Annotated in this window: 14 protein-coding genes; 10 read left to right on the forward strand and 4 right to left on the reverse strand. The window is 42.3% G+C overall.

Annotated features, from left to right (window positions below; translation table 11 throughout):
• Positions 1–34 precede the first annotated feature (34 nt).
• The 3 genes from R2Q70_RS20280 (at position 35) to R2Q70_RS20290 (ending at position 3,031) form a co-directional block, all read left to right on the forward strand.
• Positions 35–964 (forward strand): alpha/beta hydrolase, encoded by a 930-nt coding sequence (locus tag R2Q70_RS20280; protein ID WP_316809375.1) that lies wholly within the window; start codon positions 35–37, stop codon positions 962–964.
• Positions 965–974: 10 nt separating this feature from the next.
• Positions 975–1,871 carry an NmrA family NAD(P)-binding protein gene (locus tag R2Q70_RS20285; RefSeq protein ID WP_316809376.1) on the forward strand — a complete coding sequence of 299 codons (897 nt, stop codon included), beginning with the start codon at positions 975–977 and terminating at the stop codon, positions 1,869–1,871.
• Between the two features lie 338 nt (positions 1,872–2,209).
• A complete protein-coding gene (locus R2Q70_RS20290) occupies positions 2,210–3,031 on the forward strand; it encodes a helix-turn-helix transcriptional regulator (RefSeq protein WP_316809377.1) in 822 nt (273 codons plus the stop codon).
• A 723-nt stretch (positions 3,032–3,754) separates the two neighbouring features.
• On the opposite strand, the gene R2Q70_RS20295 is transcribed toward R2Q70_RS20290, so the two are convergent.
• Complete coding sequence (locus tag R2Q70_RS20295; RefSeq protein WP_316809378.1) at positions 3,755–3,883, reverse strand: hypothetical protein; 129 nt, start codon at positions 3,881–3,883, stop codon at positions 3,755–3,757.
• A gap of 439 nt (positions 3,884–4,322) precedes the next feature.
• On the reverse strand, positions 4,323–5,768 hold the full coding sequence (locus R2Q70_RS20300; RefSeq protein WP_316809379.1) for an alpha/beta fold hydrolase: 1,446 nt from the start codon (positions 5,766–5,768) through the stop codon (positions 4,323–4,325).
• Positions 5,769–6,516: 748 nt separating this feature from the next.
• Here R2Q70_RS20300 and R2Q70_RS20305 point away from each other — a divergent pair.
• Positions 6,517–6,759: a bestrophin family ion channel gene (locus R2Q70_RS20305; protein WP_316809380.1), complete on the forward strand. Its 243-nt coding sequence runs from the start codon at positions 6,517–6,519 to the stop codon at positions 6,757–6,759.
• Positions 6,760–6,806: 47 nt separating this feature from the next.
• On the opposite strand, the gene R2Q70_RS20310 is transcribed toward R2Q70_RS20305, so the two are convergent.
• Together R2Q70_RS20310 and R2Q70_RS20315 are read right to left on the reverse strand one after the other, a co-directional pair.
• Positions 6,807–7,430, reverse strand: coding sequence for a hypothetical protein (locus R2Q70_RS20310; RefSeq protein ID WP_316809381.1), 624 nt, complete (start codon positions 7,428–7,430; stop codon positions 6,807–6,809).
• 214 nt (positions 7,431–7,644) lie between these two features.
• On the reverse strand, positions 7,645–7,950 hold the full coding sequence (locus tag R2Q70_RS20315; protein WP_316809382.1) for a hypothetical protein: 306 nt from the start codon (positions 7,948–7,950) through the stop codon (positions 7,645–7,647).
• 906 nt (positions 7,951–8,856) lie between these two features.
• Here R2Q70_RS20315 and R2Q70_RS20320 point away from each other — a divergent pair.
• The 6 genes from R2Q70_RS20320 (at position 8,857) to bglX (ending at position 22,082) form a co-directional block, all read left to right on the forward strand.
• Positions 8,857–12,036, forward strand: coding sequence for a TonB-dependent receptor (locus R2Q70_RS20320; RefSeq protein WP_316809383.1), 3,180 nt, complete (start codon positions 8,857–8,859; stop codon positions 12,034–12,036).
• 22 nt (positions 12,037–12,058) lie between these two features.
• On the forward strand, positions 12,059–13,753 hold the full coding sequence (locus R2Q70_RS20325) for a RagB/SusD family nutrient uptake outer membrane protein (RefSeq protein ID WP_316809384.1): 1,695 nt from the start codon (positions 12,059–12,061) through the stop codon (positions 13,751–13,753).
• Positions 13,754–13,788: 35 nt separating this feature from the next.
• A complete protein-coding gene (locus R2Q70_RS20330; RefSeq protein WP_316809385.1) occupies positions 13,789–16,866 on the forward strand; it encodes a TonB-dependent receptor in 3,078 nt (1,025 codons plus the stop codon).
• A 10-nt stretch (positions 16,867–16,876) separates the two neighbouring features.
• Positions 16,877–18,598, forward strand: a complete 1,722-nt coding sequence (locus tag R2Q70_RS20335; protein WP_316809386.1) for a RagB/SusD family nutrient uptake outer membrane protein — start codon at positions 16,877–16,879, stop codon at positions 18,596–18,598.
• A 161-nt stretch (positions 18,599–18,759) separates the two neighbouring features.
• On the forward strand, positions 18,760–19,851 hold the full coding sequence (locus tag R2Q70_RS20340; protein WP_316809387.1) for an endo-1,4-beta-xylanase: 1,092 nt from the start codon (positions 18,760–18,762) through the stop codon (positions 19,849–19,851).
• Between the two features lie 8 nt (positions 19,852–19,859).
• On the forward strand, positions 19,860–22,082 hold the full coding sequence (bglX, locus tag R2Q70_RS20345; RefSeq protein WP_316809388.1) for a beta-glucosidase BglX: 2,223 nt from the start codon (positions 19,860–19,862) through the stop codon (positions 22,080–22,082).
• The last annotated feature ends 46 nt before the right edge of the window (positions 22,083–22,128 follow it).

Consider the following 22,128-nt stretch of genomic DNA (forward strand, 5'->3'; position numbering starts at 1 on the left):
GTACATTTGATTGAATCAAATAACAATAAATCAAATGACAATATTTAAAGGAACAGCGCAGCAAAAGTTTTCAGATGACGAGCTCATTCAGGATTTTCCGGAATTTAGTAATCATTATGCAGAGGTTAATGGAGTCCGATTACACTACATCGATGGGGGCTCCGGTGAAGCGATAATCTGTCTGCCGGGATGGCCCCAGACCTGGTATTCTTACCGAAATATTGCTCTTGAATTTTCAAAAACGCATCGGGTAATTGTTGTGGATATTAGGGGGATGGGTACTTCTGATAAGCCTGAAAGCGGTTATGATAAAAAGACAATGGCGCAAGACATTAATCAATTAATACATTCGCTTGGTTTAAAAAAAGTAGCAATGATTGGTCACGATATTGGTGGAATGGTCGCGATGAGCCTGGCTTTCAATCACCCGGAAGTTGTTGAAAAACTGATTGTAGCCGACGGGTTGCATCCTAACGAGGGCATAATGCAGATGCCGCTGTTACCTGCACCCGGAACTTTTGGTGAAAAAATGGATGCCAATATGCCTTATGCCTGGTGGATGGGTTTTAATCAAGTGAAGGGTTTACCTGAAAACATTCTTGAAGGTCGTTTTCGCTTTCTGATAGATTATGTTTTTGATTATGTAATGATTGACGAAACCAAAATGACTGAAAAGGAACGCATCATCTACGCTGAAGCCTATAGCGATGCAGAGAGTATCAGGGCTTCCAATGCGTGGTATCAGGCATTTGGCCAAGATATTGAAGATTCGAAAAACTATCAGCAACTTCAAATGCCAGTTTTAGGAATTGGCAGCAATGTCAGTCATCAGTTTATGCAGATGTCGATGCCTTATGTTTGCCAAGACAGCCATGTAGTGGCTCTTTCTGGCGGCGGCCATTATATGTTTGAAGAAACCCCGGAGCAGGTGGTTGAAGCCATTTATAATTTTTTAAAATCATAAACAGATTACAATGAAAAAAAATATTTTGGTAGCAGGTGCTACCGGTCATCTGGGGTCGATGATTTGTAAAGATTTGGTTAGCCTGGGCGCCAATGTGATTGCCCTGGTAAGAAAAGCAAGTGATGCAGATAAGATAGTATCACTTGCTCAAATAGGGGCCACGGTAATTGGAGTAGATTTTAATAAGAATGCTGAAATCGCAAAAGCCTGTGAGGGAATAGACTGCGTGGTTTCTGCACTCGCAGGACTTGCCGATGTTATAATCAATACTCAACAAGCACTTTTAAATGGTGCTATTGCCGCCGGAGTGAAGCGGTTTATTCCATCTGATTTTTGTACGGATTATCAGCCATTAACGCCGGGGGAAAACAGAAACTTTGATCTTCGGAGAGCTTTTAAAAATTATATCGATGAAAAAGACATCCAAGCCACTTCCATTTTCAACGGCGCCTTTGCTGATATACTGAAATACAACACGCCGATTTTAAACCTAAAAAATAGATCAATTGCCTATTGGGGTGATAAAGCGGACTGGAAACTGGATTTCACAACAATGGAAAACACTGCAGCATTTACTGCTTTGGTAGCTTTGCAGGATGAGAGTCCAAGAGATTTACATATCGCAAGTTTTCAAATCAGTCCTATGATATTAAAAGATAGGGTTAAATTGATTAGCGGACAGGATTTTACATTGTATAAGTTTTCGGAATTAGATGAATTTGCGGCAAACATTAGAAAACAACGCGCAGATAATCCTTTGGGTGAGCAGGAGTTGTATTCAAAATGGCAGCAGGCACAATACCTATATTCGATGTTCACTACGCAACACCCAAAGCTCGACAATCAAAATTTTTCTCAAATAAAATGGACTTCTGAAATCGAATTTTTGAAATCATTTCTCAAGTAAAGTCTTTTGTCTTTAGGGATAATAATTGCTAAGCTGCGTTTTTAAGTTCTTTCAGATGGGTGTTTCTTAATTGAACATTCATCTATGACTGTAAAGTCAGATTTGATAAATCATTTGTGATAAATCAGTTTAGCGACAATGTTGATAGGAAGGCTATTGGGGTAAACCGTCTTGATTTTAATTATAAATTATATCTGGTCTGGTTACTGTAATTTATTTTTTTTAGTATTCATCCAGGTCCAGACGTATATTATTCCCCAAATGATCTGAGCCGGAAGCATCAGGGCTCTAATGAAACCACTCAAAGCATTCGATTCTTTGTAGATGTATGGGACAACATGAATAGGTGGCGCTGTGTGCCAGTAAAGGTAATAGACCATCAGGGTTCTCATTCCGGTGATAAACTTGCTGCTGTGCAGCAGGTGGAGGAACAGTATCATTCGGAACAACATGATCTGGAAATTGTAAGGCTACGTGAACGGGCAAACTTAAATCGGCAGATAAACTGGTTATATGTGGTTATAGGTTCAGCAAGTATATTAGTTTTGGCTTTGTTACTGGGTTTTTACCATTATAAGCTCAAAGCCTCGCAGCAGCGGATTTTGATATCGCTTCAGGAAAAACAGGAGGCAGAGCTACTGGCGTCTTTAGGGGAGCAGGAACGTGAATGGATTGCTGCTCAGCAGGCTTTGCTTCAGGACCGCACGGAGTGGCTGGAGCGTGAATTGTTAGCGGGTACGCTCAAGATTCAGGAAAAGAACACGGTTTTGGAACTGCTGAAAGAGAAATCGAAAAGTATTGCCGATACGGCTACTAAAAGTATGGGACGAATGATCACTCAAAACCTGCGTTTGGATAAGGACAAGGCAGATCTGCAAAATTCGATCGGAGATATTCACCCTGGATTTTTCAGTGCTTTGCAGGAAAGGGCGGGTGGTGTGCTCACTAAACTCGACCTGAAATATTGTGCCTATATATTAATGGGTCTGGATAATAAGGAAATTGCGAACAGGCTGGCGATTGAGCCTAAGAGCATCCGGATAGCCAGGTATCGCTTAAAGCGAAAACTTGGTCTGCAGAAAGAGGAGAACTTGGATTTAGTGGTTCGCGCTTATGAGTGGAAAATCCAGTACAGATCGGGTTCGACGGATGGGGGTTGATGATTTTAAAATTTTACCGTTGAATTTGATTAAAATCTTGAAACTTCACAGTCTTTAAATATTTCATGTATTAATTTGCAGTATATTATAAGCGTGGACTAATTTAATTTGTCTTAAGGCTTTTGTAAGCAATGCAGTTGTGTTTTTTAGTTGCGGGAGAACTTGGTATGGAGATTTCGAGGTTACTGAGTAATTGTTTCCGTAGCGGATTGACCAGCTTAAGTAAATTGACTTTAAACTTCTATCGTATTAATTATTAATAGGTTGCTGTGTTCAACTTTGACCGAAACAAATTGACTCAAAATTCCATAATGATATGGTCACACCCTGCGAAATTTCCACTCCGATAGCATAATTTAAAAAAAATGTTACCTTATACCTGAAATATTTACCGCTTATTTATTTTTTTACAAAATAATAGGTCAGCTTTGCGGAAGTGTAGGCTGGATCATTATTATACGGCCCATCTGTCGACCATGTCATTCTATTATTATCTATGGTAATCTTATAGGTTTCGGTTGGATTATTTGTAATACTGATGTAATTGATATTATTGTTAGTAGAGAAACTGTAGTTATATGTTCTTGTACCCCTGGCATCAACACTTTTCGCGGAATTATCTCCAGCAAATTCCCAGGCTTGTCCACTTAGAACGGGTTGATCTTCGCTTTTGGCAAGCTTCCCTGAGGCATCGTAATACTCAATTTTGCCCGCTGTGGTTATTTAATTACCCGTAATTTTTACTTTAAGTGCTTCAGGATCGTTGACAATTGGATCAACCTGTGCATCTTTCTTGCAGCTAATCAGAAAAAAACAAAAAATAAGGGATAGCGTGTGTAGTTTAGATTTCATAGAATCATTTTATTCAATAACGTTTTCTCGTTATAATAGTTTTAGTATCGCTATAAACATAAGGAGAAATTGTATAAGATATCTTTGAATTATTTCGACGCCAATAAGGTGAATACGAAATGAATGGATGCTTTTATACTCTAATGCTTTATGCCCGTTTCACCTATCCAATTATTTATTGTCCGAGGAAATCAAGTACAATTTGATTAAAAAGTTTGGGATTTTTTAGTGGTAAATAATGGTCTTCACCATTGACGATCTTCACGCTGGAACTTTTGATATGGGCGTGGATCAATAAGGTATGTTCGGATTTAATCACATCATGCTCACCAGCCAGGATCAGTGTGGAAATGGCTATCTTATTTAACTGATTTTTATTTATATGCGGTTCCAGTAGTACCAGTTGAGTGAGTCGCAACTGGTTCTTGGATGCTGCATCTTAAAGATTCATGAGGCTATCTCTACGTTTTTCAAACATTCGGATAATATCTTCCCTTATGGCCCTGGTGCCCGGAAAAATATTCGCACCCATCAGGACCATTTTATCAATTTTTTCAGGGTGTTTCAAAGCAAACTCAATGGCTGTATTTCCGCCATCACTCCAACCCAGTAAACTCGCTTTTTTGATGTGGATGGAATCTATTACCGACTTTAGGTCATCGGCAAAAAGCCTATAGCTATAGGCCATCGTATCTCGGTTGATGCTATTCCCATGTCCCCGGGTATCCACGGCAATGACCTGGTAATGCTCAGATAGTGGTCCTATCTGCTTTCGAAACGAGATAATGCTCTCGCTGTTTCCATGGAGCAGAATCAGCGGACTCCCTTTTCCATAGGTCTCATAATAGATCTCACCGTTTGCCACCATGATGCGCTTTCCATTGTTGTTTCCGTACAATGCCCCGGATATCTCCGGATCAACTTTCGTTATACCATCCAGATTTTCCTCCTGTTCTTCTTCCTTCATATTTTTGGTTTTCCTGCTTGATACTTCCAGGCCAATAAGCAAATGGGAACTGTAGACTTTTTGCCATGGCGCTTCACTTTTTATTCTGTAGAGGCTTGAGCGCAGCGGACTGGGAAATGAAGGGATAAAAAATGCCTGCCTGCTCGTGTCCCCGGGTAAAGACTCAAGTTCAAGAATGGACAGCGAAACGGCAATTTCTTTTCTTCCCTTTATCTCGATCTGGTAAGGACGCAAATCTATGGTCTGGACCTTTGGCATTCCCTGCTCAGATGAGCCAGACACATCGAACACGACATCCTTATCCAGCAAAGAGTGATCGGGAATTCCATTAACATTCAATCTGAGCTTTATCCTTTGAAAATGTCTTCGGTTAATTTCGAAATTAAGTTTCCTTAGGTAAACATCCGGGTCTATTTTAAGAATAGTCGCCTGTTCACGGCCTCTTTCATCGCTGAATTTAGGTATATTCTTATACATTTCAGGAAAGAATACCAGATTTGCTGACCAGCGTCCATAGCTTTTCATTTTCCTTTGCCCGGCATTTATTTCTACGGTTTTGAGGTTTAGCGGCAACTCCTTTAAAGAAATGGTCGTGTTTGCATTGATGAGCTGTTCTGCATTCATTCTAGCGGTCTGGAAACCTATTGCAGTGAATATGAGCGAATCTGTTTTTGAAATTTCATTTGGGCGATAGCTCAACCTGTAATTCCCTAATGAATCAGAAACGGTGCCGATAGCCTTACCTCTGATGCCGATACTGACAAATGCAAGGGGGAGTTTGGTGGCGGCATTTACAGTTTTACCAGATAGTTGACTTTCCTGGGCATGAACGCTAATGTTTATAAAAATAAAATGTACGAGTGCTATAAGTAGAAAAAACTTAATAGTCGCGTATGTAGAAGGGATGTGGTTTTGCATTTTAAGGCCGTTTTCAGTTAAGATGACATCCTCAGTAAAAAGGTTGCAAGCACAGGATCCTTATATTATTTCGACAATATTATGCACAAGGCGGTAACCGTTCAAGAGATAGAACAAACAAACTTCTTAAAGATAGCTTAATTAACTTGCAATCTATTTGTTGATATATTCATCATGAATTTGGTGTTGCTACTTATTTATATCTATTTTTCTTTTATTAAAGTTTTTGGCCATTAGAATGAAGAAGCTAATCTTTTTACCTTTTTGTTATTTTGTAAAATATCATTTGCTGACACTAATTCGCTAACCCCATATCAAACCCCGCCAACCACAACTATCAGCGAGATAGCCGTGACGGAACAGCTCATCTCCAATTTAAATCTTACAGGACAATTCTGGGGCTTTCGCAACGCAATGAAATATTCCGCGCATGATAGAACTATCCTAATTGCCTGTGTGGCCGTGCAAAATTGCGCAAAGGTCAGCCTACGTGAGGAGGGTATGGGCATCGCTTAAAAAAAATTCTGGGAACGTTGTGCGAGCGTGTATCATAGGGTGGAGGGAAAAGATATGGCTGGCGTATCCGGCTTTGGGATTGGCCTGCTTCCGAATGGTAATGGGATAGAGGTATGTAAGGGTATCAAAAATGATTTTCCCACGTGCTCAGTACCAGTAGTAATTATGAGTGCTAATTACTCAGGGGATGATGTCAGGTAAAGTTGCATGGCACAGGATACTTATCCTTGAAATGCCCCTGGGCATACCGGCATTTTTGGGTACTGCGATTTCGGTGATACTTTCATTCAAGCTTAATCAGTCCTATGATCGCTGGTGGGAAGCAAGAAAGATCTGGGGCAGTATTGTAGGTGATAGCAGAACTTTTGTGCTACAGTTACAATCATTTCTCTATACTGGAAACGACGACGCGATTCTGACGCTTTGTTTTAGGTACATTGCTTGGTGCCGGCCTAAACTGAGCACTAAGCGATGAGAAAATTCTCATCACTGAACGACTGGCCTTAGTGATTAAAATCGGAATCACTGCGCTCTGAATGCTTTAACCATTAAATCAGATAATTTAATAGCGGTTTGTCTACCTTTGCGTCCTGGACAGAACTTTTCAAACTCTTCAGGAGCATAGAAGTTTAAAGGCTTAATTTCAGCTTTACTTATTAATAATATATAAATGCCTCCAGCATCATCAATGGTTAGGTTTGATCCTTTAACCGTTGGGCATCCCGAACCCTCTATAGCATCATCTTTCATATTCCATAAATTCAATCTAAGTACATCATTCCAAAGATTTCTCAATTTATCCAGTGTAATAGCCTTTTCCACGAAATAACGGTTAATCGAGACTTGTTCATTCATATATTCTGTAAGGTCTTTGTAATACATCGCCCTACGGATCGCCGATGGCACTGTAAGGTTGACTTTACGAGCTTCTGGTCTTTTATATTCGTAAGCAGTTATTGTGTCTCCTGTCTTGCTTAATAAAAGAAGAAAGGGGCCATGAGACCAAATACTGGGATACTGTATAATTACCGTTGTATCTGATAGCCTTTGCATTGTCTTTGCGATATTACTGTCGTTCAGTTGTGTTTGAGCATCGCCTGAGATATATGTAAATACGAACGCGAGGGTAATTAAACATTGTTTCATAGTTTATAGATGCTCAGTTTAGTAGAAATCCATATCAGTAACTATATCTAGGATTTATAGGCAGTATTTTTATACGAAAGAGATCAAACACTGAACTTTAACTCTGGGCCTCATATTTGATTTCATAAAACATAAGTTTACATCGCATTCGGACTTTACTGCACCGACCTTCGCTCAATACGCATTCTGGGTACACATTCTTTGTAAAAACCTATTAGTTTACTCTTTTCAAGTCCAACTTTATCAACACATGATTGACTGCAATCTCTTTGGTGTCATGAAAGTAAGGTGGCCTAAACGCGTGAGATATATCGCTAATCAAGGATATAGCATCATTGGATTCTTTTACAACATTCCAGTTATTGACAAAATATATACCCTTTCCTCCTAAACTAAGATTGATTTCTTTACCATATTTATTTGAGGTGAAAGGAATTGTTATAATTGTATTATCATATTCATCAAGGTTGACTACATTATTTCCTTCAAAGCCTAATTTAACCGGAGCAACAAATGCCAAAGCATAAGGAAAAGCTGATTGTTATTGGAGTCGAAATAAGCAATATTGTATCCCTCGACAATCCATTCCCTTTGAAGCGTCAGATCAGGTCTATCCTTTTTACAGCTCACAAATATAAAGGTTATAACACTATTGTAAATGTGTTTGTCGTAGTATATAGTAAGCAGCAATCATAATAAGATATGCTTGACCATTAGTCTGTCATCAGTTTTAGAATTGCAGCCTCATGTGATAATATAGTGACCAATCTATATATTGCTTTTGATAATATCTTATCATGGTACTTAAAAAAAAATGTGGTAATAACTATGTTGAAAGTCGTCCGGTGTGGTCTTAATTATTACAGTCTTTATCTAAAATTTGGATTTTTTGATAAGATGCGTTATAAACGTCATTTTGACGTTTAAAATCGGGCTTATTACCTGAATAAAACGATTTTGTTGAATTAGTTATGATATATCGGAAATGTGAGATAAAAGATCCGAGAAAATAAATGATGAATTCGATTTTTTCAAACGTTTGAAATTGGTCTTAACCGGATTTTTTTTGGGTTTGAGGTTGCATCAGGAGGTTTTTTAATATTAACTTTTATACATTCGTTTAACTAAAAATTCTAACCAAATAAAAAAAAATGAAATCTATTTTGCTAAATCCTTATTCCTCCATTATTCAATGGATGACACACTTCCTGATGCTTAAAAAAAGTTTGTCCATACCGTATTTTGTAGTTTTTAATTTAAGATAATATCATACAATTTTTGGGTTGTGGTTGGTGATGATAATTACTGATTATAACCAATATGCACTGTTTGGCGGTTTACATTAAGTGGCTTATTGACTTGGCCAATAAAATAATCTATGCCAATATTTTGATTCAATTTCAAATCAACAATTATATATATTACTATGGATAAACTTTACATACGACGGGAAGTTTTGTCGCCGGCTATCTGCAACAATATCTACCGCACAAGCTTTATTTGTTTAATTATTTTCCTGTCACTATTTGGATTCTCTGGCAAAGTTCTGGCTCAATCCGTTATCACTGGCACAGTTAAAGATAGCAAAGGCATTACATTGCCGGGCGTAAGTATCCGTGTTAAAGGAACTTCTGTAGGTGCTGTTACGGACAATGATGGAAAGTTTTCTATCAGGGCTTCGGAAAGTTCTGTACTTACCATAACCTATGTCGGGTACACCAGTAAGGAAGTGGCGGTAAACTCAAAAAATGCTTTGACGATAGTTCTGGAAGACAATTCACAGGGCCTCGAGGAAGTTATGGTGGTAGGTTATGGTGCGCAGAAGAAAACAACCCTGACCGGGGCGGTTGCGCAGATTAGTGCGGAAGAAATCATGAAGTCACCAACCCCGAATCCGACCAATAGCCTGGTTGGTCGTCTACCCGGCCTGCTGGCGGTACAAACCAGTGGTCAGCCCGGAGCGGACGGCGCAGCACTCAAGATCAGAGGAGTAGCTACGTATGGTGTAAACAACGCTGCCATTGTTGTAGTGGACGGGATAGAACGCCCAAGCTTTGCCGATGTGGACGCGAATGAGATAGAAACCATTACCACATTAAAAGATGCGGCCGCAACAGCGATTTATGGAATCAGGGGTGCAAATGGTATTATTGTCATCACGACCAAACAGGGGAAGATCGGTGCACCCAAAGTGACCTATACCGGAAACTACGCATTGCAGACCTACACTGGTCTGGCGGTGGGGCTGCCGGCTTTCGAGAATGCATCTCTATTAAATCAATCTTACATCAATGATGGTAAAACGCCATTTTTCAGCGATGCTGAAATACAGAAGTTCAGAGATGGTTCAGATCCGATCGGTTACCCTGATGTACAGTGGTTCGATTATTTGACCAGAAAGTTTTATTCCCAAACACAGCACAATATTAACATCAATGGCGGAACCAAGGTTGCAAAATACTTTGTTTCGGCTGGCTATGCCTTCCAGGACGGGATTTTTAAAAAATTTGAATCTCCTTACGGAATTAATACGGTGCCCAATTATAACCGCTATAATTTCCGTTCCAATGTAGATTTGACGCTCAACAAAGATTTTACCGTGGGCATCAAGCTCGGTGGCCGTTTTGCCACCAGGTACCAGCCATCGGGATTGCGTTCATCTTCGGCCTTCTCATATGACACCATCGAAGGTATGATCTCACGTATCCTTCAGGTTCCTGCCTATGCCTATCCCGTGACTTTGCCTGACGGAAGAATCACTGCCAATCCAAACATCGGAACAAACATATGGAACCCTTATGCAGTCTTAACCCGTTTCGGGACACGGAATGATGATAACAATACCATTGAAAGCACATTTAACCTGAATTATAAACTTAATTTCATCACCAAAGGATTAGGATTCAAGACGGTTTTTGGCTACGATTCCTATTATAATAATATCGAAAGACGAAATGCGAACTGGGCAGCATATGTATATAACCCGGCAACCGGCCAGGCCACCCTATCTACAGATACCAGGAACCGTGATGAACCTCTTGGCGCAGTGCAGGATGGTGGCGTTACCGAAGGTAGCACCAATATGAACCTGCAGAGCGGATTTGATTACAACAGGGATTTTGGAAAACATAATGTTACAGCCTTATTGCTCGGTACCCGTCAGCTGATCAAATCAACCGGAAATACTGCATTTACTGCACCACCCCGTGCTTCGCAGGGTATTGCCAGCAGAATTACCTACAATTATGATGAGCGCTATTTAGTTGAATTCAATGCGTCATATAATGGATCCGAAAATTTCAACTCTGGTCTGCGTTATGGATTTTTTCCGGCGGCTTCAGCAGGATGGACCTTAACAAACGAGCCTTACTGGACGAAAAATAACATACTAACGTATTTTAAAGTGAGGGGAAGTTATGGCCTGGTGGGCAATGACAGAATTTCCAATGATCGCTTCCTGTTTTTAACCAACTATTCCACCAATGTTGCGGGAAGTGCACAGGCAGCGCCCTTCGGCAACCCGCTGTCCATTACCAGCTACCCAACCCTTTGGATCAGTGACCCGCAGTTCTTCGGAGCTTCGATCAACGCTTTAGGCAATGAGCAGGTAACCTGGGAAACAGGCACGAAACGAAATATTGGTTTTGAGGCCCGGTTGTTGAAAGACAACTTAAAAGTAACCGTTGATTTGTTTGATGAAACAAGAAGGGATATTTTGACAACACCTTTAAGCGGTTCGGCTTTGTTTGGACATAGCTATCCCAATCTTAACAGGGGGATAGTATATAATAAAGGGTATGAGATTGAAATAGACTATCAAAAGCAGATTGGAAGTGTTACGCTCGGACTTAATACACAGTTAAGCTTTGCAAGAAACAGGATTGTCGAAAATGATGAACCTGATAATTTGCCTTTCTCTGTAGCCAGAAAAGGCTCCAGGGTAGGACAATTTTTTGGATACAAAACCGACGGATTCTACCAGTCGCCAGCAGATATTGCAGCCTCACCGAAATTACAAGGATATAGCCCGATTCCAGGTGACCTGAAATTCAGGGATCTGGATGGTGATGGGGTAATTACCACTTTGGATCAGGATGCGATCGGCTATTCCAATACCCCTGAGTACATTTACAGTTTTAGTCCTAGGATTATTTACAAAGGTTTTACCCTCTCGGCATTATTTCAGGGCGTTGCAAATATAAGCTCAAATGTAATTCTGAATGAGCAAAACAATGGTCAACAGATGTATCCTTTTATGCTGGATGCCTGGACACCGGCGAATGCAGCAAATGCAACCTGGCCTGCATTGCACGCCAGGGGAACGGCATCTCTAAATTATGCATTAAATGACTTTACCTTGCAAAATTCAGCTTACTTAAAAATAAGAAATGTGGAGCTGGCCTGGAACTTACCTAAAAAATGGTCTTCTTCCATCAAATTAAGCAATATACGGGTGTTTCTGCAAGGACAAAACCTCTATACCTGGACCAAATACAAGTTCTATGTTGATCCTGAAAATGTAAACACGATTAACACCGCCTTTCCGCTTCAAGCCCTTTACCCAAGTTCGAAGATTTACAATTTTGGTTTAAATGTTCAATTCTAATAAAATGAAAAACTACAAAATATTGACAGCAATTGTTCTCTTTATCATCTGCGCTGCCGCTTGTAAAAAGGACTATCTGGAGCGTACCCCTGGTGTGGCCATCAGCGAGGATGAAATTTTCGCAGATCCGGCGCTTGCAGCAAGATTTGCGGACAATGCCTACAACTACCTGATCACCAAATATGTTCGTTTCAATGACCACAGGGGCACAACCGCTCAGGCGTCTGATGAAGCGGTATCAGGAAATTCGGAAGGTTCAGTAACTTCACTCAACAGAGGGCTCTACCATGATCATTCCAACGGACCTTCCCTGAATGATATTTATGGTGTCTGGCGTCTGATGTATGCCGGGATTGCGGTACACAACAAGATGCTGGCCAGAATCAGCGAAGTTCCGGCATCGCCAAATGCTTCTGTTCCAATCTTTGATGCTAAGCGTGTGGAGGGCGAAATGCGCTTTTTGCGTGCACTTTCTTATTTTGAACTCACAAAAAGATTTGGAGGAGTGCCCATAGTGGACAAAGTGTATGGTGTTAATGATGACATCAATCTACCAAGAAGCACCTTCACACAGGTTACACAGTTTATAATAAATGATCTTGATGTGGCAGTTACCAAACTGGGTACCGATGCGGAATATGGCCCGTCAAATTATGGACGTCCGACCATTGGTGCCGCTCAGGCGTTAAAGGCCCGCGTATTATTATACGCAGCAAGTCCGTTGAACAATCCGTCCAATGATAAATCAAAATGGCAGGCGGCCGCGGATGCAGCCAAAATATTAATGGATGGGAGATATCAGCTGCAGGCCACCTATGGAGATATTCTGAATGTCCCATCCTCTCCCGAATATATCATGATCAGGATTAAAGGAAATACCCCGCTGGCGGGAGAAATGATGCAGGATTTCTCCATGTCTCCAGGATCGGGTGGCGCGCAGGGACAAATGAACCCGACACAAAATCATGTGGATATGTATGATATGGCCAACGGTCTACCCATAACAAACCCCAGTTCAGGATACAACCCACAACGTCCTTATGAAAACAGGGAACCTCGTTTTTACGACAACATTATTTATAATGATCGGCCTTGGCAGGGCGGTAGAGTCGAAATGTGGTCCACCGTCGATGCCAACGGAAGAACGCTTTACGGGAAGGATTACAATCCTACCATAACCTACACTGCTACCAGGTACTATTGCAAAAAGTACTGGCCGGAGGTATACAGAACTGTTGGCGGTAGCACCACCTTGTTGAATTATATCTATTTCAGATATGCAGAGATGATGCTTAACTACGCAGAAGCACAAAATGAAGCTGTGGGTCCTGATCAGACCGTCTATGAGCAATTGACAGAGATTCGTAAACGTTCAGGTATTCTGCCGGGTACAAATAATCTTTACGGATTGAAGGCTGGTATGACACAGGATGAAATGCGCATAGCCATCAGACATGAACGTGCCATTGAACTGGCCTTCGAAGATCATCGCTGGTATGATATCATGCGGTGGAAAATAGGTGCGCAAACGATCTCTGTTCCGATGAAAGGAATGGATGTGATCAAAAATGCCAATGGTAGTTTTACTTATAATCCCATCGTACTCAGTGGCACATTCCAAAAAACATGGACGGAGATTCAGAACCTTTATCCAATTCCCAGAAATGAAATTTACAAAAGTAAAGGAATATTAACCCAGAATCCAGGTTGGGAGTAAACGGTTTTTACATAACGCTTAAAGATTTATTCAATATGAAATTAATAAGACCAAAATATATCACGTGTTTCTTTCTGCTTTGGTGCATTTTGTTCCAGGCATATGGACAGCAAAAGCCTGATGAAGGAATAACGGTTAAGGGCAAAGTGGTAGATGGTAACAATCAACCCATACCGGGAGTGGCAATATCCATCCAGGAGGATAAAACTAAAAAATCGGTAGCTACCGCCTCGGATGGAAGCTTTATAATTGAAGCTACCACAAGTGATGTGCTCATTTTTCAATATACAGGCTTCAACACCCTACTCAAACCGGCGGGTGAAATCAGGAATGCTGATGTTAAATTAGTCAGAGCATTGGTTGATGCCGGGGATAACGATAATGTATACATTCCTTTTGGCGTGCGAAAACGAAGAGAAGTGACTGCAACGATAAGCACCATTACTACAGATCTTCTTCCACAGATTCCTTCATCCTCGCTGACCAATGTCTTTACAGGAAGGCTTTCGGGATTGGCAGTATATCCTAGCGGCTCTCAGCAGCCCGGTTATGATGCCTCCAGTTTTTTAGTGAGGGGGCGTTCTTCCTATAACAGCAATCAGGAACCGTTGATTCTGGTCGATGGTATTGAACGGGATTTCACCGCAATGGACCTTGGTGAAATTGAGAGCGTGAGTGTGCTCAAGGATGCGGCGACTTTGGCATGGTATGGTATGTATGCTGCCAATGGCGTCATTTATGTGAAAACCAAACGCGGAAGCGCTACCAGTACTAAAGTGACATTTGATGGCCAGGCAGGGTTGCAGGCACCCCTGCAAATTACCGAGCCTCTGGATGCATTCAACTATGCGACCCTGTATAATGAAGCTTCCTTAAACAGTGGTGGAACGGTTATCTATAATCAGGCAGCTCTGGATGCTTACCAGACAGGGTCGGATCCGATAAGATTTCCAAATAATAATTTTGTGCGGGATTTTACCAAAAAAGTTGCACCGACACAGCGCTATGTAGCTACCGTTAGCGGCGGAAATGCCTTTATCAAGTACTATACACTTTTGAGTGCTTATCAGCAGGGTGGCTTTTACAAGGGCGGAAACAATGAAACCTACGATGCCAATACTGATTTTAACCGTTATAACCTCAGGACCAATATCGATCTTCATGTAAACAAAAACCTTGATGTCGCACTCGATATCGGAGGAAGAATAACGAACCTGAATTTTCCAAATGCAGGTACAAGCACTTTCCTGAATACGGTCTATTCTACGCCCGCAAACGCGTTTCCGGTATTGAATCCAAACGGATCTTACGGAGGCACTTCTATTTTTACCCAGAATAACCCATTGGCCATTTTACAGGCAAGGGGAGCAAGCACGGATTTGATGCGGAATATGATCGCCACCATCAGTGCCCGCCAAAAAATGGATCGTATTTTAAAAGGTCTGACAGCCGAGGTATTTTACGCATATGATATCGCCGGACTTTACCGCTCGGGATTCTCTGAAACCTATGCCACATCCATACTGAATCCGGATGGATCATATTCATCTTTCGGAACGGCAACGAAGGTAAATTATCAGGGAAATGTGTTTTCAGGCAATATCAAAAAGAGTGAACTGTGGGCAGGATTGGACTATAACAGGACTTTTGGTGATAATGATGTGAAATTTTCGACAAGGGTATCAAGAGCAAACCTTTCTTCTTTCGGAAATCTAGATGTGCGAAGGGAAGGATGGTCAAACCGCTTGTCCTATGGCTTTAAACAAAGATATTTTCTAGACCTGAATGCAACCTTCTCAGGGTCTGAAAATTTTGCTCCGGGGCGCAGGTATGGTTTCTTTCCCGCCGCATCGGCAGGATGGATACTTTCTGATGAACAGTTTATGAAAGGGTCGGGAGCTTGGCTGGATTTGTTGAAAATCCGTGGATCATACGGACTGGTAGGCAATGATGCAATAGGAAATGCGAGAAGATTCGCCTATAATGATTTCTTTAGCCGAAGTACCACCGGCTATACCTTTGGGACTTCTTTCACAGGTGTAGGTGGAACAGGCCAGCTTGCTTTGGCAAACCCCTACCTGACCTGGGAAAAAGCTTATAAAACCAGTCTTGGCTTTGATGCCAAGCTGCTAAAGCAGTCCTTGTCGGTCAGTGCAGATTACTTTTACGAAAACCGAAAAGACCTTACCACACAGTCTTTACTTCCTAGTCTGCTGGGACAAAGTCTCATATTTGTGAACGAAGGTGAGGCGCAATATAAAGGGATCGAGACGGGGATAAACTACAACAAAAAATTCGGTGAGCTTAATTTAAACCTTTTTGGTAATTTTACCTATACCGTCAGCAAAATCCTGGCCATCAACGAGGCTGCCAACTTGCCGGCTTATCAGAAGCAGGTGGGCCATCCCATCTCTAGCGTTATTTCCCCTGCAGCCACTGCAACGACAGGGGCGGGATATATCAGCACCATGTTGATATCGGATGGGATTTTCCAGAGTCAGGCCCAGATTGATGCTTCGCCTAAACAACTGCTCTCCAGGGAGGTTAAGCCCGGAGACATTAAATATGTGGACCAGAACGGAGATGGGGTGATCAATGACCTTGACAGGGTAAGGACGGATTTCAATTTTGTTCCAAAGGCTTTCTTCGGTTTCGGTGCATCACTTGCCGTAAGAAATTTTGATCTCAATTTTCTGTTTCAGGGAACCAGTGGCCGCTCGATCACCATACAGCAGTTGGTCAATGCGGGCAATATCAACAATGGCTATCTCAATCAGTTTAGCCAGGACAGGTGGACTCCGGGAAATCCAAATGCCCAGTTTCCCAGATTATTGTTAACTGATCGCGGCAACAATACAGCGAACTCGGATTTCTGGATCCGCTCGGGCGACTATATCAGACTGAAAAATGTTGAACTCGGCTATTCTTTGTCCTCCGCATTCATTAAAAAACTAAAGATCTCGCAGCTGCGGTTTTACGTGAGTGGATTGAACCTGCTGACCTTTGACCAGCTCGGCGATTTGCCAATTGATCCGGAGTTGCCCGAATCCGGTTACAATTCCTCATATCCATATATGAAAATCTATTCGTTTGGGTTAAACCTGAAATTTTAAAGCAAAAACAATGAAAAAAAATATATTTTATATAATCCTGTTACTTTCCTGTTTCCAAATGATCGGATGCAAGAAAGATGGTTTTCTGCAGGATGGGTCCTTCAGTGGTGGCAATGATATTACACAGGCGCAATTATGGGCAAATCCGGATTATGCCCGCAATTTTTTGAATAATGTTTATTCTGTTCTTTCCGATCGGTATAATGTGGACAATAACGGGGCACTGTTTGGCGTAGCGAGTGATGAGGCTGTGAATTCCAATCAAAACTCCAACATTAATACCATTACTAACGGTACATGGAGCCCTGTTAAGACATTTGACGATATTTACGCCGATACCTACATTGGTATTCGAAAAGCGAATATGTTCCTGGAAAACATTGACGGTAGCGCTGTTATTCCACTTGATGAAATGTTGCCAGCGAATGTTGCTGCCAATCAAACTTATGCTGCCCAGGTTGACCGACTGAAAGGTCAGGCCTATTTCCTTCGTGCTTTTTTTCAGTTTGAATTATTGAAACGTTACGGCAGTTACGCCATCGTAACCAAAACGCTTACCGTGAACGATAACCTGGATCTTCCAAGAAATACATTTGCACAATGTGTGTCACAGATTTCTGCAGACTGCGAGGATGCAATCTCACGTTTACCGATTTCGCCGACGGAATGGAACGTGGCCAACAGGGGAAGAGCAACCCAGACTGCCGCAATGGCTTTAAAGGCACGTTTGCTATTGTATGCGGCCAGTCCACAATACAACCCGACCGGTGATATTACTAAGTGGCAGGCAGCTGCAGATGCAGCTAAACGTTTGATGGACCTTAATAAACACAGCATATACAGTTCTTATCCGAATATATGGTTATGGAACAATGGTGCCTTCAACGCTGAAACCATTTTCGCTACAGCAACATTGAATACCAATTCTATCGAAGTGAACAATGCTCCGGTCAGTTATGATGCGGCAAATGGACGAACCAATCCTACTCAGGAAATGGTGGATGCATTTGAAATGCGGACTACAGGTCGGCCGATTACAGATATTGCCTCAGGCTATGCAGCAACAAACCCTTATGCCAATCGTGACCCCCGCCTGAATTTTGCAATCATGTATAATGGCTCAACTTTCAAAGGGAGGACGGTAGATACCTACGTTGGAGGCAAGGACGGGCTGAACCTGAATGTGAATGCAACCAAAACAGGTTACTACCTTCGGAAGTACCTCAGTGAAAATGCTGCCTGGGCTGCAACTACTACCAATGTCCGCCGCCCATGGATTTTCTTTAGATATGCAGAAGTGCTTTTGAATTATGCCGAGGCATTGAATGAGGCTCAGGGTGTTGCCGGGCAAACAGAGGTGCTTCGTGTCCTGAATCTGATTAGAAACAGGACCGGAGTAGCAATGCCTGCACTTCAAACGACCAATCCGGCCGGAAATGGGTATGTCATCCCTTCACAGGCAGAATTAAGGAAAAGGATTCGCAATGAACGCCGAGTGGAACTTTGTTTTGAAGAACACCGTTTTTTTGACGTACGCAGATGGAAGGAAGGGGAAAGTACGTTTAATAAGGCTGTTACAGGCATGAGAATCGTACAGGCCGGGGCCGCAGGTTTTACCTATACGCCTTTTAATATTGAAAATCGGGTGTTCGGTGCCGCTAATTATTTATATCCTATTTCACAAAACGAGTTGAACCGTGCGCCTGCTTTGGGACAGAATCCCGGATATTGATTAATTTAGTTTTAATCCTCTGGGTTAGTTTACAAATACCCAGAGGTTTTCCTGTTCAGTCTGCAAAGTAGTTCCGAGGTTTGTTTGGTGAAGACGGTAAAAAGAATGCATATGATCAGCAAAGGATAATGATAGTCAAATGGAAAACATATACAGCTAAAATGATCGGGTCTTTAAAACTTTTTTCCGGCTTGGGCTTACTGCTCGCTTTTTCGATTGTGAATACCGCCTGCGATAAGCATCAGGTTTTAAATCCTGCCGATTTTCCACAGAATGTCACCTCAGACAGGGAAACTACGTTGCAAAAAAGCCTACCATTTCCAATGGGTGCAGCAATAAACGTGGCTTTGCTGCGCCACGATACCGGTTATCGCAAATTGGTAACGGGTGAGTTCAACAGTATTACACCTGAAAATGCGATGAAAATTGCCACCATTCATCCGGAAAGAAAAAAGTATGACTGGGAGGATGCTGATTACCTGGTAGATTTTGCCGACGCCAATAAAAAACGTGTTCATGGCCATACCCTGAACTGGTATAAATCTCTGCCATCCTGGGTAGTTCATTTCGAAGGTACCACTGCCGAGTGGGAAGCACTTCTTAAAAACCATATTCAGACAGTGGTAGGCCATTTTAAAGGAAGGATCATATCCTGGGACGTTGTGAATGAGGCGGTGAATGAGGATGGCAGTCTGAGGAACAGTATCTGGATTCAAAAGCTGGGAGCAGAATATATCGAGAGGGCTTTTCGCTATGCCCATGAGGCAGATCCGGATGCCATTCTTTTTTATAATGATTATGGTAATGAGAGCAGTGCCATCAAAAGAAATGCCATTTTAAAACTGGTGAATGAACTGAAGGGGAAAGGTGTGCCAATTCATGGGATCGGTCTGCAGATGCATACACGCATTACCCAAAGCGATGAAAACTTACAGGTGGCTATCAGCTCAGCCGCAGCCACCGGACTGAAGGTACATATCTCCGAAATAGATATTGCGGTGAATCCTCAAGGTGAACAGAATTTGGTCTTCAATGCTAAGTTGGAACAGTTACAGGCTCAGAAATACAAGGCAATTATTAAAGCTTATAATGCCATACCCAAATCGCAGCAATTTGGGATTACCCAGTGGAATGTAACCGATAAAGACAGCTGGATACCAGCTCATTATAATCGTCCGGACTGGCCGCTTCCATTCGATAGTAATTATCAGAAAAAAGCGGCTTATCGGGCCATCTTGGATGGTGTAAAATAAAGATTAATATGATGAAAACTTATGTGTCCCTTGTAATGCTATTCATTTTTTCCATCAGCTTAAAAGCGCAGGATAAAAAAATTGAAAGCAAGGTTGATTCAGTATTGAACATGATGACCCTGGACGAAAAAATCGGTCAGTTAAACCAGTACACCGGGGACAGGGATGCCACCGGGCCGATCACCAATAATCCCGATAAACTAAAAGATATACGAGATGGAAAACTGGGTTCCATGCTGAACGTGCGAGGAGCTAAGGAAACCAGGGCAGTGCAGGAGATTGCGATGCAGTCAAGGATGAAAATTCCACTGATCTTTGGTCTTGATGTGATTCATGGTTATAGGGTAACTTTCCCCATTCCTTTAGCTGAAGCAGCGAGCTGGGATTTATCAGCCATAGAGAATGCTGCCCGGGTGGCAGCCAGGGAAACTGCTGCCTCCGGTGTTCACTGGACCTTTGCCCCGATGGTAGACATTGCCCGCGATCCGCGTTGGGGCAGGGTGATGGAGGGAGCCGGCGAAGACGCTTATCTGGGGTCCAAAATCGCTTTTGCACGCGTAAAGGGTTTTCAGGGGAAGGGATTAGGAAGTCTTGATGCAGTGATGGCCTGTGCGAAACATTTCGCTGCCTACGGTGCTGCAATCGCAGGAAGGGATTATAACGCAGTTGACATAAGCGAACACACGCTCTGGGAAACTTATCTACCTCCCTTCAAGGCTGCAGTGGATGCCGGCGCTGCAACATTTATGAATTCATTCAATACCCTTAACGGAATTCCCGCAACGGCAAGTTCCTACCTGCAGCGGGATATACTGAAAGGCCTGTGGAAATATCCAGGCTTTGTAGTCAGCGACTGGGGATCCATCGGGGAGATGGTCGACCATGGTTTTGCTGAAAATAAAATAAAGGCAGCCGAAATGGCCATCAAGGCGGGCAGTGATATGGATATGGAAAGCAGAAGCTATCTCCCCAATCTGGCCAGACTTGTAAAAGAAAAGAAAGTGCCGGTGACGCTGATAGATGATGCGGTTCGACGGATATTGCGCAAAAAATTTGAACTGGGCCTTTTTGATGATCCTTACCGGTTCAGTAATGTAACCAGGCAGGATAAGGAGTTGAATGCGGCAGGAAATAGACAAGCTGCGCTGTCCATGGCAGAAAAAAGTATTGTGCTTTTAAAAAATGAAGGGAAGCTTTTGCCATTGTCAAGAGAATTAAAGAAAATTGCGGTCATCGGTCCCCTGGCCAAATCAGAAAAAGACATGCAGGGCTTTTGGTCCATCTCTTGGGAAAATGACCAATTGATTTCTTTATACCAGGGCATGAAAAACAAATTGGGAGATAAAACTGAACTGCTTTATGCCAGGGGATGTGATATTTCCGACACCTCCAGAAATGATTTTGCGCAGGCTGTTGCCGTGGCAAGGCAGGCAGACGTGATTGTGATGGCCGTTGGTGAAACATTGGACATGAGTGGCGAGGCTAAAAGTAAGGCGCACATCCGTATTCCGGGCATACAGGAAGCTTTAGTTGAAGCCATTCAGGCAACAGGCAAACCGGTGGTGGTACTCGTAATGGCGGGCCGCCCGCTGATATTCAACTGGACCGCGGACCATGTTCCAGCAATTCTGTACACCTGGTGGCTAGGAAGTGAGGCAGGAAATGCGATGGCAAATGTTTTGTTCGGGGATTATAATCCCGGTGGAAAATTGCCTATGACCTTCCCCCGGGATGAAGGGCAGATACCAATTTATTATAACTACCTCAGTACAGGAAGACCAGCGAAAAATGATCAAGATACCCGCTATCGCTCCGCTTACCTGGATATGCCAAACAGCCCGAAATTTGCTTTTGGTCACGGCCTCAGTTATACCACTTTCGAATACTCAGGATTAATATTTGATAAAACCGAGCTGCGAAGGGACGAGAAGATGGAAGTGAGTTTTACCCTGAAGAATACCGGTAATTTCGCTGGGGAAGAAGTGGTTCAGCTGTATCTTCAGGATAAGTTTGCCTCGGTGGTCAGACCAGTTAAGGAACTAAAGGATTTTAAAAAGATCATGCTCAAACCGGGAGAAACGAAAACGGTTTCTTTTATCATAGACCAGGAGAAATTATCTTTCTATAATCAAAAGTTACAATGGGCTGCAGAGCCTGGTGGATTTAAGCTGATGATCGGCACCGCATCCAACAACATCAGACTACAGAAAGATTTCCTTTTGAAAGATTAACAGTCACTATCTAAAATCCAAAAAAACTTTTTCAGCAAAACAAGTA

The organism is Pedobacter agri, from assembly GCF_032678665.1.
GTDB lineage: Bacteria > Bacteroidota > Bacteroidia > Sphingobacteriales > Sphingobacteriaceae > Pedobacter > Pedobacter agri_A.

What these genes read in the sequence shown, in the direction of transcription:
- R2Q70_RS20280 (WP_316809375.1), top strand. Translation starts at nt 35, where the DNA reads ATGACAATATTTAAAGGAACAGCGCAGCAAAAGTTTTCAGATGACGAG.
- R2Q70_RS20285 (WP_316809376.1), top strand. Translation starts at nt 975, where the DNA reads ATGAAAAAAAATATTTTGGTAGCAGGTGCTACCGGTCATCTGGGGTCG.
- R2Q70_RS20290 (WP_316809377.1), top strand. Translation starts at nt 2,210, where the DNA reads ATGAATAGGTGGCGCTGTGTGCCAGTAAAGGTAATAGACCATCAGGGT.
- R2Q70_RS20295 (WP_316809378.1), bottom strand. Translation starts at nt 3,883, where the DNA reads ATGAAATCTAAACTACACACGCTATCCCTTATTTTTTGTTTTTTTCTG.
- R2Q70_RS20300 (WP_316809379.1), bottom strand. Translation starts at nt 5,768, where the DNA reads ATGCAAAACCACATCCCTTCTACATACGCGACTATTAAGTTTTTTCTA.
- R2Q70_RS20305 (WP_316809380.1), top strand. Translation starts at nt 6,517, where the DNA reads ATGCCCCTGGGCATACCGGCATTTTTGGGTACTGCGATTTCGGTGATA.
- R2Q70_RS20310 (WP_316809381.1), bottom strand. Translation starts at nt 7,430, where the DNA reads ATGAAACAATGTTTAATTACCCTCGCGTTCGTATTTACATATATCTCA.
- R2Q70_RS20320 (WP_316809383.1), top strand. Translation starts at nt 8,857, where the DNA reads ATGGATAAACTTTACATACGACGGGAAGTTTTGTCGCCGGCTATCTGC.
- R2Q70_RS20330 (WP_316809385.1), top strand. Translation starts at nt 13,789, where the DNA reads ATGAAATTAATAAGACCAAAATATATCACGTGTTTCTTTCTGCTTTGG.
- R2Q70_RS20335 (WP_316809386.1), top strand. Translation starts at nt 16,877, where the DNA reads ATGAAAAAAAATATATTTTATATAATCCTGTTACTTTCCTGTTTCCAA.
- R2Q70_RS20340 (WP_316809387.1), top strand. Translation starts at nt 18,760, where the DNA reads ATGATCGGGTCTTTAAAACTTTTTTCCGGCTTGGGCTTACTGCTCGCT.
- bglX (WP_316809388.1), top strand. Translation starts at nt 19,860, where the DNA reads ATGATGAAAACTTATGTGTCCCTTGTAATGCTATTCATTTTTTCCATC.